This is a genomic window from Prosthecobacter sp. Pr1, from assembly GCF_057652315.1.
This window is the reverse complement of record NZ_JBYFBS010000007.1, coordinates 274,164-288,705: the sequence shown is the minus strand read 5'-3', so window position 1 is coordinate 288,705 and position 14,542 is coordinate 274,164. Positions and strand designations below refer to the sequence as shown.

At 58.9% G+C, this 14,542-nt stretch carries 13 protein-coding genes and 1 tRNA gene; 11 read left to right on the top strand and 3 right to left on the bottom strand.

Annotated features, from left to right (window positions below; all coding sequences use genetic code 11):
• The first annotated feature begins 533 nt into the window (after positions 1–533).
• A tRNA-Pro gene (locus AC24GY_RS14455) sits at positions 534–610 on the top strand.
• A 36-nt stretch (positions 611–646) separates the two neighbouring features.
• The gene (locus tag AC24GY_RS14450) at positions 647–1,981 is read left to right on the top strand and encodes a response regulator (RefSeq protein ID WP_422321706.1); all 1,335 of its coding nucleotides are present in this window, start codon (positions 647–649) and stop codon (positions 1,979–1,981) included.
• A gap of 1 nt (position 1,982) precedes the next feature.
• Here the strand turns inward: AC24GY_RS14450 and AC24GY_RS14445 are convergent, their stop codons facing one another.
• On the bottom strand, positions 1,983–4,061 hold the full coding sequence (locus AC24GY_RS14445) for an ATP-binding protein (protein WP_487684180.1): 2,079 nt from the start codon (positions 4,059–4,061) through the stop codon (positions 1,983–1,985).
• A 183-nt stretch (positions 4,062–4,244) separates the two neighbouring features.
• Here AC24GY_RS14445 and AC24GY_RS14440 point away from each other — a divergent pair, with 183 nt between their 5' ends.
• Genes AC24GY_RS14440 through AC24GY_RS14430 form a run of 3 tightly spaced genes read left to right on the top strand, consistent with a single transcriptional unit; the run spans position 4,245 to position 7,217 of the window.
• The gene (locus tag AC24GY_RS14440; protein ID WP_487684177.1) at positions 4,245–5,426 is read left to right on the top strand and encodes a Gfo/Idh/MocA family protein; all 1,182 of its coding nucleotides are present in this window, start codon (positions 4,245–4,247) and stop codon (positions 5,424–5,426) included.
• Positions 5,423–6,631 carry an N-acetylglucosamine-6-phosphate deacetylase gene (locus AC24GY_RS14435; RefSeq protein ID WP_487684174.1) on the top strand — a complete coding sequence of 403 codons (1,209 nt, stop codon included), beginning with the start codon at positions 5,423–5,425 and terminating at the stop codon, positions 6,629–6,631. Before AC24GY_RS14440 ends, AC24GY_RS14435 begins: the two co-directional genes overlap by 4 nt.
• Positions 6,624–7,217: a DUF1287 domain-containing protein gene (locus AC24GY_RS14430; RefSeq protein ID WP_487684171.1), complete on the top strand. Its 594-nt coding sequence runs from the start codon at positions 6,624–6,626 to the stop codon at positions 7,215–7,217. The genes AC24GY_RS14435 and AC24GY_RS14430 overlap by 8 nt, the downstream gene beginning before the upstream one ends.
• On the opposite strand, the gene recJ is transcribed toward AC24GY_RS14430, so the two are convergent.
• Positions 7,205–8,935 (bottom strand): single-stranded-DNA-specific exonuclease RecJ, encoded by a 1,731-nt coding sequence (recJ, locus tag AC24GY_RS14425; protein WP_487684168.1) that lies wholly within the window; start codon positions 8,933–8,935, stop codon positions 7,205–7,207. The two genes, AC24GY_RS14430 and recJ, sit on opposite strands and share 13 nt — an antisense overlap.
• Before the next feature lie 16 nt (positions 8,936–8,951).
• On the opposite strand from recJ, the gene AC24GY_RS14420 reads away from it, so the two are divergent.
• Positions 8,952–9,509: a DUF3592 domain-containing protein gene (locus tag AC24GY_RS14420; RefSeq protein WP_487684165.1), complete on the top strand. Its 558-nt coding sequence runs from the start codon at positions 8,952–8,954 to the stop codon at positions 9,507–9,509.
• On the opposite strand, the gene AC24GY_RS14415 is transcribed toward AC24GY_RS14420, so the two are convergent.
• Positions 9,492–10,925, bottom strand: a complete 1,434-nt coding sequence (locus AC24GY_RS14415; protein WP_487684162.1) for an arylsulfatase — start codon at positions 10,923–10,925, stop codon at positions 9,492–9,494. The two genes, AC24GY_RS14420 and AC24GY_RS14415, sit on opposite strands and share 18 nt — an antisense overlap.
• Positions 10,926–10,996: 71 nt before the next feature.
• Here AC24GY_RS14415 and AC24GY_RS14410 point away from each other — a divergent pair, with 71 nt between their 5' ends.
• From AC24GY_RS14410 to AC24GY_RS14390, 5 genes are read left to right on the top strand one after another with little or no spacing between them, the layout of a single operon-like run.
• The gene (locus AC24GY_RS14410) at positions 10,997–11,674 is read left to right on the top strand and encodes an MBL fold metallo-hydrolase (RefSeq protein ID WP_487684159.1); all 678 of its coding nucleotides are present in this window, start codon (positions 10,997–10,999) and stop codon (positions 11,672–11,674) included.
• 12 nt (positions 11,675–11,686) lie between these two features.
• On the top strand, positions 11,687–12,196 hold the full coding sequence (locus AC24GY_RS14405) for a hypothetical protein (RefSeq protein WP_487684156.1): 510 nt from the start codon (positions 11,687–11,689) through the stop codon (positions 12,194–12,196).
• Positions 12,197–12,227: 31 nt separating this feature from the next.
• The gene (locus AC24GY_RS14400) at positions 12,228–12,815 is read left to right on the top strand and encodes a flavodoxin family protein (RefSeq protein WP_487684153.1); all 588 of its coding nucleotides are present in this window, start codon (positions 12,228–12,230) and stop codon (positions 12,813–12,815) included.
• Positions 12,812–13,531, top strand: a complete 720-nt coding sequence (locus AC24GY_RS14395) for an ATPase (protein WP_487684151.1) — start codon at positions 12,812–12,814, stop codon at positions 13,529–13,531. Before AC24GY_RS14400 ends, AC24GY_RS14395 begins: the two co-directional genes overlap by 4 nt.
• Before the next feature lie 12 nt (positions 13,532–13,543).
• Positions 13,544–14,530, top strand: a complete 987-nt coding sequence (locus AC24GY_RS14390; RefSeq protein ID WP_487684148.1) for a toll/interleukin-1 receptor domain-containing protein — start codon at positions 13,544–13,546, stop codon at positions 14,528–14,530.
• Positions 14,531–14,542 lie beyond the last annotated feature (12 nt).

Sequence of the window (14,542 nt, the reverse complement as noted above, 5' to 3'; positions counted from 1 at the left end):
CACGTAGTTGGAGTCATAGCCGATGGAGGCGGTGATGCCGAGGTCATCGTTCACCGGAGCGGGAGCGATTGGGTTTTTAGGAGCAGGGGCGGATGGTCCGGCCACAACGGGAGTGGCGGCCAGTGCCAAGAACCCCAGCGTTTTCAGCAATGCGTTCAATTTCATAGTCTGATCAGGTTGGTATTAGGTTGGTTGGGTTGAGGTCGGACACTCGCATGGATTGTACTAAAACAGGTGTTTCGGTGCAAAGTACGTGAGCCGTTCAGCATTTAAGATAGCGCGTCTATGGCCGCTGCAAAGCCTTTTCGCATGATCTTTCACTAAGCATTCCTTGAGTGCATTGCCTATCAAGTCTCGGCCAGGGGGGATTGGCTTGGAGTTCCGTTATTTCATCCTAATGCGATCCTTCTGTACGCGGGAGGCGGGCCATTTTCCAACTTGCGCGTCCCTCTTGTGAGGCTACAAATCTCATCCCGCCCACTGGGTGGCAGCAATGCCGAAGGTGGTGCCGCAAGAGTCAGAAATGACAAAGGCGGGCTGTGGCTCAGCCTGGTAGAGCGCTTCGTTCGGGACGAAGAGGTCGTGGGTTCGAATCCCGCCAGCCCGACCAATACTCCTGCGCGTATTTGAGAGATAGAGGCAAGATATGGCGACTCCAACCCCACCCAAAAAAATCCTGCTCGCGGAAGATGTGCGTGCGCTTTCCATGCGGCTGTCGCATGCACTTGAAACGCATGGCTATGAGGTGCGCGTGGCCGAGGACGGGGAGGAGTGCCTGGAGCAGATGGAGGCATTCAAGCCGGACCTGCTGGTGCTGGACCTGATCATGCCGAAAATGAACGGGCTGGAGGTGCTGCGGCATTTGCGAGCACAGCAATCCACGCAGCACATGCCGGTGATTGTGTGCACGGCGAAGGATTACTCGACCGAACTCAAACACATCCAGCAGACCGGGCCGGTGGATGTGCTCATCAAGCCGTTCGATCCCGACCTGCTGCTGGAGAAGCTGAGGCAGTACTTTCATGAAGCCGCGACGACGAAGGGGATCACGCACCGTGATCACCTGCCTGTGTCTGCGGAGCAGTATGCCCCGGTGCTGGACACCAAGCGGCCGCATGTGAAGCTCTGGGGTACGCGGGGTTCGATCCCTGTGTGCGGAGCGCGCTATGCGCAGCATGGGGGCAACACCACGTGCTTTGAATACAACACCGGGAAGGAGCGCATCCTGTTTGATGCGGGCTCCGGACTGCGGGATGCGGGGCAGTCGTTCCTGGCTGGCGGGCCGTGCCACATCCACCTGTTCATCACGCACACGCACTGGGATCACATCCAAGGATTCCCGTTTTTCACGCCGATCTACGTGCCGGGATTTGAGATCACCGTTTACGGCGAGCGGGGTTTTGGCAAAAACATCGAGTCACTGCTCTGCGGCCAGATGGACCGCGATTATTTCCCGATTCAGCGCGAGGATCTGCGGGCTAAAATCAACTTCGTGTTTCTCGATGATGCACCGGTGAAAATCGGTGATGTGACGGTGACGCGTGAATTCACGCAGCATCCCGGGGCGACGGTGGGATTCAAGGTGACGCATGATGGCTGGAGCGTGGCTTTTGTGCCCGATAATGAATTTCTCCAAGGCTACACGGGTTCCCCCGTCCTGCTGACGCGCGATTCAAATCTGGTGGTGCCCTATGAGCCGATGCTGGCCTTCCTTGATGGTGTGGATCTGCTGGTGCATGAGGCGCAGTACCTGCCGGCGGACTATCCGAAACGCATCGGCTGGGGGCATTCGAATTTGGCCACGGCGTGTGCGCTGACCAAACTGGTGGGCGCTAAAAAGTGGATCGTGGTGCATCACGATCCGGATCACGATGACACTGCGCTGCAGGCCAAGCTGAATCTGACGCGCCAGATTTTGAAGGAGGTCGGGCATCCGATCCACCTGGTGCACGGCTACGATGGCATGACGGAGTACCGCTGATTTAAATGCCGGGCTCGAAAGCGGCGAGCAGGGCCTCGCCGAGCAGGACGCATTCCTTTTTCAACTGATCCAGCATGAGCTGGGCGCCCTTTAAATCTCCGGCGTGGGCGTAGTCGCAGAGTTCGGTGGAAAGTTTGAGCGCCTTTTTGGCGGCATAAACGCCAAGCATGCCCTTGAGCGAGTGAGCGGCTTCATAGACTTGCGTGGCTTTGCCTGCTGCGAGCGCTTTCTCAGCTTTGCGCAGGTATTTTTGCGCATCTTCAGAGAAGATGGACACGAGCTTGCGCATGAGTTTTTCATCGCCGGTGGATTCACGAAACTCGGCTAGGTCGAAGGGAGGTGTCTCGATCTGCGGGCGGGGTGCGGGTGCAGGAGATGCCGGGGCTGGCTGGGGTGTGGCCGACCGTGGAGCGAACTGCTCCACGATCTGGAACAACTCAGCTGAGCGCAGGGGTTTGGCGATGTAATCATCCATGCCTGCGGCAAGGCAGCGCTCGCGGTCGCCTTTCATGGCATTGGCCGTCATGGCGATGATGGGGACATGCCTGCCAGTGGCCTTTTCGGCCTGACGGATTTTGGCGGTGGCTTCGTAGCCATTGATGCCGGGCATGTGAACATCCATCAAAATGGCGTCGAAGGCTTCCTTTTCACAGCGGTCGATGGCCTCCCTGCCGTTGGAGGCGAGGGTGACGACGTGGCCGCGTTTTTCCAGCATGCGTGCCCCGACGAGCTGGCTGACGTGGCCATCCTCGGCGATGAGCACCTTCATGGAAGCATGAGCGGTGACCACAGGTTTGAAGCGTGGCGATTTGGGCTTGATCGAAATGCCGCTGGTGCGGCCAAAGGCGGCGGTGAAGTGGAAGGTGCTGCCGGTGCCGGGCTGGCTCTCCACCCAGATGCGGCCATGCATGAGAGCGACGAGATCATGGCAGATGGCGAGGCCGAGGCCGGTGCCGCCGTAGCGCCGTGAGGTGGACTGCTCCGCCTGGGTGAAGGCCTCAAAGATGCTCTCCCGCATGTCTGCGGCGATGCCGATGCCGGTGTCGTTGATCTTGAAATGCAGCGTGACCATGTCGGCAGTCTGAGATTCCAAGCTGACCTCGATGGTGACGCCGCCCTTGTGGGTGAACTTGATGGCATTGCCGATCAGATTGACCAGGATCTGCCGGAGGCGGCCGTCATCGCCAATCAGACGCAGGGGGACATCCGGGCTGATGTGATGGAGGAACACCAGGCGCTTTTGAAACGCGCGAATGCCCATGGCCTGGGAGATCTCGGTAACGACCTCGTTCAGATCAAACTCGTGTGCGTCCAGCTCCATTCTACCGGCCTCGATTTTGGAGAAGTCGAGGATGTCGTTGAGCAGTTCCAGCAGGGAGTCGGCGGAAAGCTTGAGCATTTCCAGGTATTCGCGCTGGGTTTCGTTGAGATCCGTGCCGAGCAGCAGTTCGCTCATGCCGATGACGCCATTCATCGGGGTGCGGATTTCATGGCTCATGTTTGCCAGGAAGGCGCTTTTGGCGCTGTTGGCGGACTCGGCGGCCCGACGCGCCTGACGCAGCTCTTCCTCGTCATGCTTGCGCTCGGTTACATCCGTGTGTGACCCGGCCATGCGGTAGGGGGTGCCAGTTTCATCACGCAAGGCGCGACCACGGGCGAGGATCCAGCGCCAGCTGCCGTCCTTGTGGCGGAAGCGGAACTCCACGGAATAACGCGGAGTGCGGCCTGCCAGGTAATCATTCAGGGTGGCCATCACGCGGTCGTGATCTTCGGGATGCAGATGAGTTTCGAAGGTGGCGAAGACGTTTTCGAGCTCTTCGTCTTCGTAACCGATCATGCTTTTCCACGGTGGGGAGAAAAACACTTTGCCGGTGCGGATGTCCCAGTCCCAGATGCCGTCATTGGTGCCACGCACCGCCAGAGCAAAGCGCTCCTCGCTTTCCGCCATTTCGCGCACGGCCTCTGCGGGTGCATCGGGCAGGCGCAGGCGGCAGGCATGCAGCATGCCTGCCAGTTCGCGAATACGCTGCTTCAACTCCGGCACGGAGTCGCCAGCGGCATGCACTTGGGTCTCTGACATGGGGGGTGGAATGTCCTCTGCGCGGTTGGGGAGCGGACGCGGTGGGATGAATAGACACAATTTGCCACAAACAAACTCAAAAGGTGGCTCCAGAATCGCAAAGTATGACCCGCCGGGGCTGTGAATGCTTCAAAATGGATCTGATTGCGTGTTTGGACATGCTGGTGACGTTCATGAATTCGCATGAACCGCCGCCATCTTCTCGTCTCTCTGCCTGCTGTTTTCACCGCTTCCAGCTTTGCTGCTGCGGCTGATTCCAAACTTCGCGTTGCCGTCATTGGTCATACGGGGCGTGGTAACTATGGCCACGGACTCGATACGATGTGGCTCAAAATTCCCGCCGTCGAGATCGTGGCTGTGGCGGATGCGGATGACAAGGGGCTCAAGGGTGAGCTGAAGAAGCTGGCTGTGAGCAAGGGCTTTGCCGACTACCGCGCCATGCTCAGCGAGGTGAAGCCGGACATCGTTGCCATCGGTCCGCGTCACATTGACCAGCATCGCGATATGCTGCTGGCGGCGATTCAGGCGGGGGCGCGTGGCATCTACATTGAAAAACCTTTTTGCCGCAGCCTGGCGGAAGCGGATGAAATCATCGCCGCTGCTGAGAAGGCGGGGACGAAGATCGCCATCGCGCACCGCAACCGGTACCATCCGGTGCTGCCGGTGATTGCAAAACTGATCCAGGACGGTGTGATCGGCCGGGTGCTGGAAATGCGGGGGCGGGGCAAGGAGGATACGCGAGGTGGCTCGCTGGATCTGTGGGTGCTGGGCACGCATCTTTTCAACCTCGCAACGTATTTTGGAGGAGCGCCGCAGGCGTGCAGCGCCGTGGTGATGCAGGATGGCAAGCCGATCACGAAGGCGGATGTGAAGGATGGGGATGAAGGCATCGGTGCGCTGGCGGGCAACGCGGTGCATGCGAGGTTTGAGCTGGCGAATGGCATTCCCATGTTCTTTGATTCGGTGCAAAGTGCCGGCACGAAAGAGGCGGGTTTTGGCCTGCAGATCATTGGGACCAAAGGCGTCATCGATTTCCGCATCGACAAGGAGCCGGTGGCTCACATCTGTCTCGGCAGTCCATTCAATCCCGCCGTCAAAGAGCCGCGCCAGTGGCAGCCCATCACTACGGGTGGTGTTAACAAGCCGGAACCTATTGCCAATCTTGGGGCTCAGGTTGCCAGTCATGAAACCGCAGGGCTGGATCTGATCGCCGCGATCCGGGAAAACCGGGCACCGCTGATTGATGCGAAGCAGGGGCGTGAGACGATTGAGATGGTGAGCGCCATCTTTGAATCCCACCGGATGAATGGTCAGCGGGTGACGTTTCCGCTGAAGACGCGCGTCAATCCGCTCACGCTGCTATGAAAAAGCCGCCTGCCCAACCGCTGCTCATCCAAAACGGCACGCTCATCCTGCCGGACAGGTTGATCGAGGATGGAGCCGTGCTGTGTGAACGCGGCAGGATCAAGGCCATGGGCAAGGGCATCGCTGTGCCGAAGAACGCGGTCGTGGTGGATGCCAAGCGTGGCTACATCAGTCCGGGGTTCATCGACATTCATGTGCATGGCGGTGCCGGGGCTGATTTCATGGACGGCACGGTGCCGGCGGTGCGCACGGCCCTGAAGGTGCATGCGCGGCATGGCACGACCATGATTTTTCCCACGACCACGACGGGGGCGCCGGTGCAGATCATGGCCATGCTGGGAGCGTGCCGAGAGGCGCAGCGAAGTTGGGAGCCGCGGCATGGATCACGCATTGCCGGGGTGCATTTGTATGGGCCGTATTTTGCGCCGGACAAGGTGGGGTGCCACTCGCGTGAAGGGCGGCGTGCGCCAGATGCGGAGGAGTATGCGCGGTGGTTTCGGGATGATCTGGTGCGAATCGCCACGTGTGCGGCGGAGCTTCCGGGGGCTGAGGCGTTTTATCAGATGGCGCGCAAGAAGCGCTGCCTGATCACCTGCGGGCATTCGAATGCCAACTGGGCGGAGATGGCGAGTGCCTTCAAGGCTGGGATGCGGCATGTGGATCATTTTTGGTGCGCGATGAGCTCGGTGGCCTCCCTGCGCACTCGATTTGGCACGCCGATGCAGGCGAGCATGGAGCAGTTCGTCCTCGCCAAGGCGGATATGAGCACGGAGGTCATTGCTGACAGCATGCACCTGGCGCCGGAGCTGCTGGATTTCGCCTTTCGCATGAAGGGGGCGCAGCGGCTGTGCCTTGTGACCGACAGCAACCGTGCGATGGACATGCCGCCGGGGCGCTACCGGTTTGGATCGGAGGATGACGGCTCGTTTTTTGAAAGCGATGGCCGGGTGGGATTCGTGCCGGGAGAGGGGCTGGCGAGTTCCGTGATGGGGCTGGACCACATGGTGCGTCATATGAAGAAAAGCACCTCGGCCAAGCTGCCGGATGCGGTGCGCATGGCGAGCCTGACGCCGGCGGAGCGGACCGGGATGGGGAAAACGTGCGGAAGTCTGGAGAAGGGGAAGCTGGCGGATGTGCTCGTGCTCAACCGGCGGCTGGAAGTTCAACGGACTTTCATCGGCGGTGTCGAAGTGGGGCATGAATAACCTCTTTCGACGCAGCTTCCTGTTTTTGGCCTGCGTTCTGGTATGCAGTGCGCAAACCGTTGCGCCGAGTTTTGCGGAGCGGCTGGTGGAAGCGGCGCTGGAACGGGTGCAGCACACGGTGCGCTATGATCCTGCGTATGTCATTTTGGATTATCCCAATGGCGATGTGCCTGCTGATACGGGGGTGTGCACGGATGAAGTCATCCGCAGCTACCGGGCGCTGGGGATTGATCTGCAAAAGCTGGTGCATGAGGACATGCGGCGCGCGTTTGCGGCCTATCCGAAGACCTGGGGGCTGAACTCAACGGACAAAAACATTGATCACCGCCGAGTGCCGAATTTGCAGACCTTTTTCAAGCGGCGTGGAGCGGCCCTGCCGGTGACGCAGAAGGCGGAGGATTATCTGCCGGGGGATCTGATCACCTGCACGGTTGCGGGCAGGCTGCCGCACATTGCGATTGTGGTGCCGGCGGCGGATGGCAGTGCGACGCCTTGGATCGTGCATAACATCGGCCAGGGGCCCAAGCATGAGAGCCGGCTGTTTGAGTTTCCGATCACGGGGCACTACCGGTTTCACCCACGCTGAACGGATTCAGCGGGGCGCACCGCTTCAAGCGTGAGCTGCCACTGCTCCGTGCCACGGAACCAGCCGCGCTGGATGCGCATGGCGACATCCCACGGGGCGGGAGGGAGATGGCCGATGGGTGCATTGAACCAGCGTGCCTCCATGGAGGCACCTTCCTGGGTGAGGATGATGCGCAGGTGCTTTTCTTTCATCGTGCGGCCTGGAAGCTTGGGCTTCACATTGCGGCAGAGAAACAACGGCTCGGGGTTTTTTTGGCCGAAGGGTTCGAGGAGCTTGTAGCTTTCGAAGAAGCTCAGTGAGAGGTCGCGCAGCTTGACCTCGGCATCGAGTTCCAGCAGGGCGGTCATGGCTTCCTTGCTCAGGGCGTCGCGTGCGGCCACCTGAAACGCCGCACGGAAGGAGTCGATCTTGTCTTCGTGGACGGAAATGCCGGCAGCCATCGCGTGGCCACCGCCGCCGAGCAGGTGATCGCGGCAGATGTCGATGGCTTCGACGAGCGAAAAGCCAGGAATGCTGCGTCCGCTGCCCTTGCCGATGCCATCTTCGTTGATGGACACGAGGATCGTGGGGCGGTGGCACAGCCGAGAGATGCGTGAGGCCACAATGCCGATCACTCCTGGATGCCATTTGCGCGAGGCCAGTACGATGGCGGAAACCTTGTCGATTTCGCCGATGTTGGCGAGCATGGCCTCGGCTTCGAGGTGCACCTGCTGCTCCACGTTTTGACGGTCCTTGTTGTGGGCTTCGAGCAGTTCAGCCAGTGCGGCGCCTTTGGTGGCGTCTGTCGCAAGGAGCAACTGCAGGGCGGTGGCTGCGGTGTCGAGCCGGCCCGCTGCATTCAATCGGGGGCCGAGGCGGAAGCCGACGTGATGGGTCTGCACGAGGCCTTCCACACCGGCTATCTGCTTCAAGGCTTTCAAGCCATGGCGCGTGGTCTGTGCGAGAGCTTCGAGACCGCGCCGTACGAGCAGGCGGTTTTCATCAATGAGCGGGACGAGGTCTGCCACGGTGCCGAGAGCCACGAGATCGAGCGTTTCCTTGAGATCATAGCTTTCGATCATGCGCGCCTTCAGCAGGGCGTGCGAGACTTTGAACACGAGTCCTGCGGTGCAGAAGTAGTGGTAGTCTTTGCCGAGCTTGGGATTTACCAGGGCGAGGCATTCAGGACGACCCTGCGGGGAGAGCTCATGGTGGTCGATGATGACGCAGTCCACGCCGTCGGCGCGCAGTTTGGCGACTTCTTTCAAGGAGGTGGTGCCGCAATCGAGCGCGATGAACAGATTTGGTTTGCCAAACTGTTCGTAGCATTTGGCGATGCCATCCAGGCTCAGGCCGTAGCCTTCCTCCATGCGCGTGGGGAGGAAGAGATGCGTTTCGAGACCATAGGCCTTCAAGATGAGATGCATCAGCGCCATCGAGGTGACGCCATCCACATCGTAGTCGCCGTAGAGCACGACGCTTTGTTTTTCATCGACCGCGCGCAGAATGCGAGCCACGGCGGGAATCATTTCGGGCAGAACGGTGGGATCGCCGAGGGTGGCGAGCTTTGGTACAAGAAAGTCGCGCGCCGATTCCACGGAGGTAAGGCCGCGCTGCACGAGAAGCTGCGCCATGAGCGGAGACAGCCCCATGTCTGCCGCCAGCTCGGCAGCGCCCTCCACGGCGGGCTTCAGCAGCCAGCGTGGCGGACGTATCGAAATGGGAGCAGGTTCAGACATGTGGATTATTTGCGAGATGAATACATCTCTGTATGGAACACGCGTGAAGCGTAGTCAAAGCCTGCTTCCCGAACGCATGTCGCAGAATCAATTTGCATCTCAATCAGGCCGCTTGTGGCTTTGCACGATGGGTTTGTTCCTCATCGTGGCAGGATCGTTCTTTGCGTGGCGGATGTGGTTGTCATATGAGAAGGCGCAGATCACGCGGCAGTGGTCGCAGGTTCCATGCCGCATCCTCTCCTCCCGCATCGTGAGCGAGAGGCCGACGCCGCACTCAGATCCCGCGCACCGGGTGGAGGTGCGCTACGAATATGAGGTGAAGGGTGTGAAGCACAGCGGCATGCGCATTCGTCAGGTGGAGGCCGCGCCGACGCTGCATTTCGATGATGCGGTGCAGAAGCAGCAGCAGTATCCGACGGGATCGAGTCAGACCTGCTTTGTGAATCCGGCTGCGCCGGATGAGGCGGTGCTGCAGCATGGCTCGCGTGCGGCGCTGTATTCCATCTGGTTTCCGCTGCTGTTTGTACTCGGGGGCTTTGGCATGCTGCGGGGTGCCTTACGGCGCGCGCCATGAGGACTGCATGAGCTTTTCCAGCTCAGCGACGATCTCGGGCTTCTCTGCGGCGAGATTGTTTTCTTCGCCGATGTCTGTTTCGAGATTGTAGAGGAGTTTTTCGAGAGGTTTGGGTTTGCCCTTGGCCTTGGTGTTTTTCGGCGTGGCTCCGGTGTTGAGATGGATCAGTTTCCAGGGCCACTTCAGCACGGCGAGTTTGCCGCCCTGCTCATCGAAGGCCCAGTAGAGGTGCGAGTGCTGCTGCTGGCCTGACTTGCCGAGGAGGGTGGGTGCAAAGGAGATGCCGTCGGTTTCGGCGGTGAGTTTCGCACCGCTGAGTTCGGCCACGGTGGGCAGGAGATCCTGGAAGCCGCTGACATGTTCGCTCACTGCGCCTGCTTTGACCTTGCCGGGCCACCAGGCGATGAAGGGCTCGCGGATGCCGCCGTCGGTCATGTCGCGCTTGATGCCTTTGAAGTCGCCATTGCTGTTGAAGAAGTCGCTTTGATGGCCGCCTTCCTGATGGGGGCCGTTGTCGCTGGAGAACATGACGAGGGTGTTTTCTGCGAGGCCGAGTTCTTTGAGGCGAGACAGGACTTTGCCGACTTCGTTGTCGAGGAAGCGGATGAACTGGGCGAAGCCTTTTTCGGCGTCGGGCCAGTCTTTGTCTTTGAACTCGCCGTAGTCGGGGGATTCCAAGCCGTGGCCGAGGGGGGAGTTTTTGCCGGCCTCGTTGTTGGCGTGGGGGATGTTGAAGGCGTAGTAGAGGAAGAAGGGTTCCTTGGCCTTGGCGCGCTCGCCGAGGTAGCGCTGCACATCGTCGGCGAGGAGTTGAGGAACCCAGGCTTTGCGACCGTCCAGCGGGGCCACGCCGGTGCCGACGAGATCGCTGTCGGAATAATCATGTGCATCCTTGAATGAGCCGGGGATGACGGTGTTGGGCAGATCCACGATCTTGCCGTTTCGAACGAGGGCCTTGGTGTAGAAGTTGTGCGCGTGGCTGGTGCCCACGTAGCCGAAGGACTCATCGAAACCTTTTCGCTGGGGATCGTCGAGCGGAAGCGGTTTGCCGAGGCCGTATTTGCCGATGCAGGCGGTGTGGTAGCCTGCGGTTTTCAGCAGCTTGGGCAGAGTGAGGTCTTCGTCGGGGATGTGACCTTCGCCATTGCCGCGCACGCGGCAGTGGCCGGTGTGCAGGCCGGTCATGAGTACGCAGCGCGAGGGAGCGCACACGGTGCAGCCGGCGTAGTGGCGCGTGAACTTCATGCCCTCGGCGGCCATTTTGTCGAGATTGGGCGTGGTGAGAGTTTTTTGGCCGAAGCAGCCGGCATCGCCGTAACCCATGTCATCGGCGAGGATGAAGATGATGTTTGGCTTGTCCGCTGCGTGGGCGAAGGTGCCGAGGAGAAGCAAGGTGAGGATGAAAAACGACTTCATGAGTTCCATCCAAACGCAAGAACTCGCGGGTTGCTTCAGGAAAAGAGGCTCTCTAGCGTGTGCAGGTCTGCATGCCGCCTGATCTGCTCATCGTCCGCACGTTCATCGTGCAGTTTTTCGTCCTGCGGGATGGTGAGGGGCTCTATCTCATCGACACCGGCTTTATTGGTGGGCGGCGGGCATTGAACGCAGCGCTGGTGGCGCGTGGTTGGGAGACGCTGCCGATTCGTGGCATTCTGCTCACTCATGGGCATCTGGATCATGTGAGGAATGCTCCTGCTGTGGCTGCACAGCATGCTGCGTGGATTGCGGGACCTGAGCGCGATCTGGAGCATTATGAAAACCGTGCGCGTTACGCCGGGCTCGGACGTGTTGCAGGCGTGGCTGAGTGGGTGGGGCGTCGGCTGTTGAGGCAGCCTTCGTTTAAACCGGATCGTTTGCTGAAGGATGGTGATGAGATTCCGGTATGGGGCGGTCTTCGTGTGGTGGCGCTGCCTGGGCATACGCATGGACACTGCGGGTACTACTCCGCCAAGCACCGGCTGCTTTTCAGCGGGGATTTGTTTGCCACCTTTGGCTTCGGGCCGCAGATCGCTCCGGCGTATCTGAATCAAGACAATGTGGAGGCACGTCGCAGCATTCATCGTGCGTTGGAGCTGCCGCTTGATGGTGTCCTTCCGTGTCATGCAGATGGGGCACAGCCGGAGAGGCAGTTGGAATACTTGCGGAAGCTGGCGCGGGGATGTTGAGTTCCGCCTATCATGGACATCAAACAAAGGTTTTGGCAAAAAGTGCCTCCGAAGGTCAGGAACTTTTTTGAGGATGAAGCTGAGACTATTATCGTGTCCAGACTTCCACCTGAGCAACTCGTGTACTGCATCCGGGAGTCGCTGAATACGATCGTCTCATTGAATCACGGATCTGCACGCGGCAGTGTGATTGGATCCACTCTTCGAATTCGCTGGGGCTCAGTAGTCGTGAGCGACAGCTTTGAACCCTTGTTTCGTGGAAGAATTGAAGAGGCCGAGGGTGGCAGCCGTATCGTTGGGTGCATGTCGCACAACCGCTTCGTTCAGGTATTTATGGCTGTCTGGTGCGGCTTCATCCTTGTGTTTTCTGTTTTGATGGTTTGGACGATCATCTTTCCACTGGCTGGCTGGGGACTGCTATGGCTGGTCAATGGCATCATGGGGATTGGTGACTATTTTTGCCCAGGACGCAGAGAGCATATTTTGGAGCATCTGCATGCCTGCGCAGCGCGAACTCTTTGACAACTTGGCAGAGAGGTTCTGATCTCCCACCATGAACCAAATCCTCGTCCTCTATGATTCCCGCAGCGGCAATGTCGCGAAAATGGCTGCGCTGGTGGCTGAGGGGGCGCAGCAGGTGCCGGAGACTGAGGTGCGGGTGAGGCATGTGGATGAGGCGACGGCGGAGGATGTCGTTTGGTGTGATGGGCTTGCGGTGGGCAGTCCGACGAACATGGGCATTCTGTCGTGGAAGATGAAGCGCTTCTGGGACGAGACGATGGCGGACAAGTGGCTGGAGGTGGATGGGAAGATCGCGTGTGCTTTCAGCAGCGCAGGCGGCTGGGGCGGGGGCATGGAGCTGGCGTGTCAGTCGATCCTTACGGTGTTGATGAATTTTGGGTTTCTCGTGTTTGGCGTCACGGATTACTCGGGGAAGAAGATGACGCTGCATTATGGGGCGGTGGCTTCCAAGGCACCGCGTGAGGAGGAGACGCAGGAGGCGTGTCGTATTCTGGGGCGGCGTCTCGCGGAATGGACGGCGCTGTATGTGCATGGGCGCAAGGAGCAGAATCCGCTGACGAAGGCGGTGAAGCGGTTGTGTCCGAGTGATTTTGTGGAAGATCATACTAAACCGTCATGACACCGACACTCTGCATTCTTGGAGGCTGCAATGGGGCAGGCAAAACCACGCTTGCACGGGAGCTGCTGCCGAGGCTTGGGTTGATGCGGTTTCTCAATGCGGATGAGATCGCGCGCGGACTCTCGCCGCTGGATCCGAGCCTCACTGCTTTCAAGGCAGGGCGGCTGCTCATTGATGAGACGCGCAGTTTGATCGCGGCCAAGGCGAGCTTTGCGATTGAGTCCACGCTCAGTGGCAAAACTTATGTCGCGATGATTCGGGAGGCCAAGGCACAGGGCTATCGCTTCCTGCTGCATTACATCCGCATTGGTTCTGGGGATCAGGCGGTTGGGCGCGTGGCGCTGCGAGTTAAGCTCGGCGGGCATGATGTGCCGGAGGATGACATTCGCCGTCGTTTTGAAAGGAGTCGCAAGCATTTCATCGAGGACTACGTGCCACTTGCCGACGAGTGGGGTTTGTGGGACAATCATTCACCGCCTGCGGTGCAGATGGCCGACAGCGCCACTCATTCACTCGAAGAACTCCAAACCATGCTTGCCTCCAACAGCCTTCAGGAGACTCCGCCGCGTGAAATGTCGGAGATGTCGAAAATTGTGATCGAAGCGAGCCGCGTGGCCACTGAGAAGATGCTCGACTACTACAAGCGCATGGGCATCAAGGTGACGCCGGAGATGACGCTGGTGCCGGAGAAGCCGAAGAGGGTGAGGAGGAAGTAATGCCGCCTCAATATGCGATCTGATAAAAGCACCAAAGAAGACCAGTTCGAATACGACGTATGCCTGTCGTTTGCTGGCGAGGACCGTGACTATGTGAGCCAGACAGCACATATTCTCCGCAATAAAGGCATCCGTGTCTTCTACGATGAATATGAAGAAGCCGAACTTTGGGGGAAGGATTTGTATGCTCACCTGCATGAAGTTTACAGCAGCTTTGCGCGATACTGTGTCGTCTTTATTTCACAGCATTACGCGAAGAAACTTTGGACGAATCACGAGCGGCGCGCAGCGCAGGAACGTGCGTTCAAGGAAAGCACCGAATACATACTTCCAGCGCGTTTTGATGACACCCGTGTTCCCGGACTTCCTGACACGGTTGGATACATCAACCTCAAAGACCGCACGCCGGATTCGCTAGCAGACTTGATTTCAGAGAAGCTTGGCGAACGCCAGCGCTGGAATTACCTGCCACCTGTTCCAGACCGGCTGATTGACGTTCTGGAACCCGAAAACGACGAGCAGGCGGAGATGTTAGTTGTAGGTGCGAAATCATTTTTTTCCGCGCTGCAACGAATGACTGAGCTGGAGCGGGAGGTTGTGTTCAATGTGTTTCTGCACGGTTGTCCTGCTGAATTGCCGGAGAACATTCATATCAACCTAGATTTGCTTCGGCGTTACACGAGCATCACCCCTGCGCGAATTAAGAGGATCATGGGTCAAATTGCATCCTTGGGCTTTGAATCCCATCTTCGAGAAGATGACGAAACAGCGGGGAGACTTGGAAAGAAGGAGATGCTCGTCGTAGAGTTTCACGTATTGAGCGCAGAATATTACCATGAAACCGACATGGGCACGGGTATTGCCCATTCGATGATTGAAACCGCGACCGACGATTACTGCGAGGAACACTCAATAGAGGTTCTTCGGCGGCTTGATTTTCACAACCTAGCCACTTCTACGTTTGAACCCGATTCTCATGAACTTAATCCGACGGATTAATATGCCACTTTA

What these genes read in the sequence shown, in the direction of transcription:
- AC24GY_RS14415 (WP_487684162.1), bottom strand. Translation starts at nt 10,925, where the DNA reads ATGAAGTCGTTTTTCATCCTCACCTTGCTTCTCCTCGGCACCTTCGCC.
- AC24GY_RS14440 (WP_487684177.1), top strand. Translation starts at nt 4,245, where the DNA reads ATGAACCGCCGCCATCTTCTCGTCTCTCTGCCTGCTGTTTTCACCGCT.
- AC24GY_RS14400 (WP_487684153.1), top strand. Translation starts at nt 12,228, where the DNA reads ATGAACCAAATCCTCGTCCTCTATGATTCCCGCAGCGGCAATGTCGCG.
- AC24GY_RS14405 (WP_487684156.1), top strand. Translation starts at nt 11,687, where the DNA reads ATGGACATCAAACAAAGGTTTTGGCAAAAAGTGCCTCCGAAGGTCAGG.
- recJ (WP_487684168.1), bottom strand. Translation starts at nt 8,935, where the DNA reads ATGTCTGAACCTGCTCCCATTTCGATACGTCCGCCACGCTGGCTGCTG.
- AC24GY_RS14395 (WP_487684151.1), top strand. Translation starts at nt 12,812, where the DNA reads ATGACACCGACACTCTGCATTCTTGGAGGCTGCAATGGGGCAGGCAAA.
- AC24GY_RS14410 (WP_487684159.1), top strand. Translation starts at nt 10,997, where the DNA reads ATGCCGCCTGATCTGCTCATCGTCCGCACGTTCATCGTGCAGTTTTTC.
- AC24GY_RS14420 (WP_487684165.1), top strand. Translation starts at nt 8,952, where the DNA reads ATGAATACATCTCTGTATGGAACACGCGTGAAGCGTAGTCAAAGCCTG.
- AC24GY_RS14430 (WP_487684171.1), top strand. Translation starts at nt 6,624, where the DNA reads ATGAATAACCTCTTTCGACGCAGCTTCCTGTTTTTGGCCTGCGTTCTG.
- AC24GY_RS14445 (WP_487684180.1), bottom strand. Translation starts at nt 4,061, where the DNA reads ATGTCAGAGACCCAAGTGCATGCCGCTGGCGACTCCGTGCCGGAGTTG.
- AC24GY_RS14390 (WP_487684148.1), top strand. Translation starts at nt 13,544, where the DNA reads ATGCGATCTGATAAAAGCACCAAAGAAGACCAGTTCGAATACGACGTA.
- AC24GY_RS14435 (WP_487684174.1), top strand. Translation starts at nt 5,423, where the DNA reads ATGAAAAAGCCGCCTGCCCAACCGCTGCTCATCCAAAACGGCACGCTC.
- AC24GY_RS14450 (WP_422321706.1), top strand. Translation starts at nt 647, where the DNA reads ATGGCGACTCCAACCCCACCCAAAAAAATCCTGCTCGCGGAAGATGTG.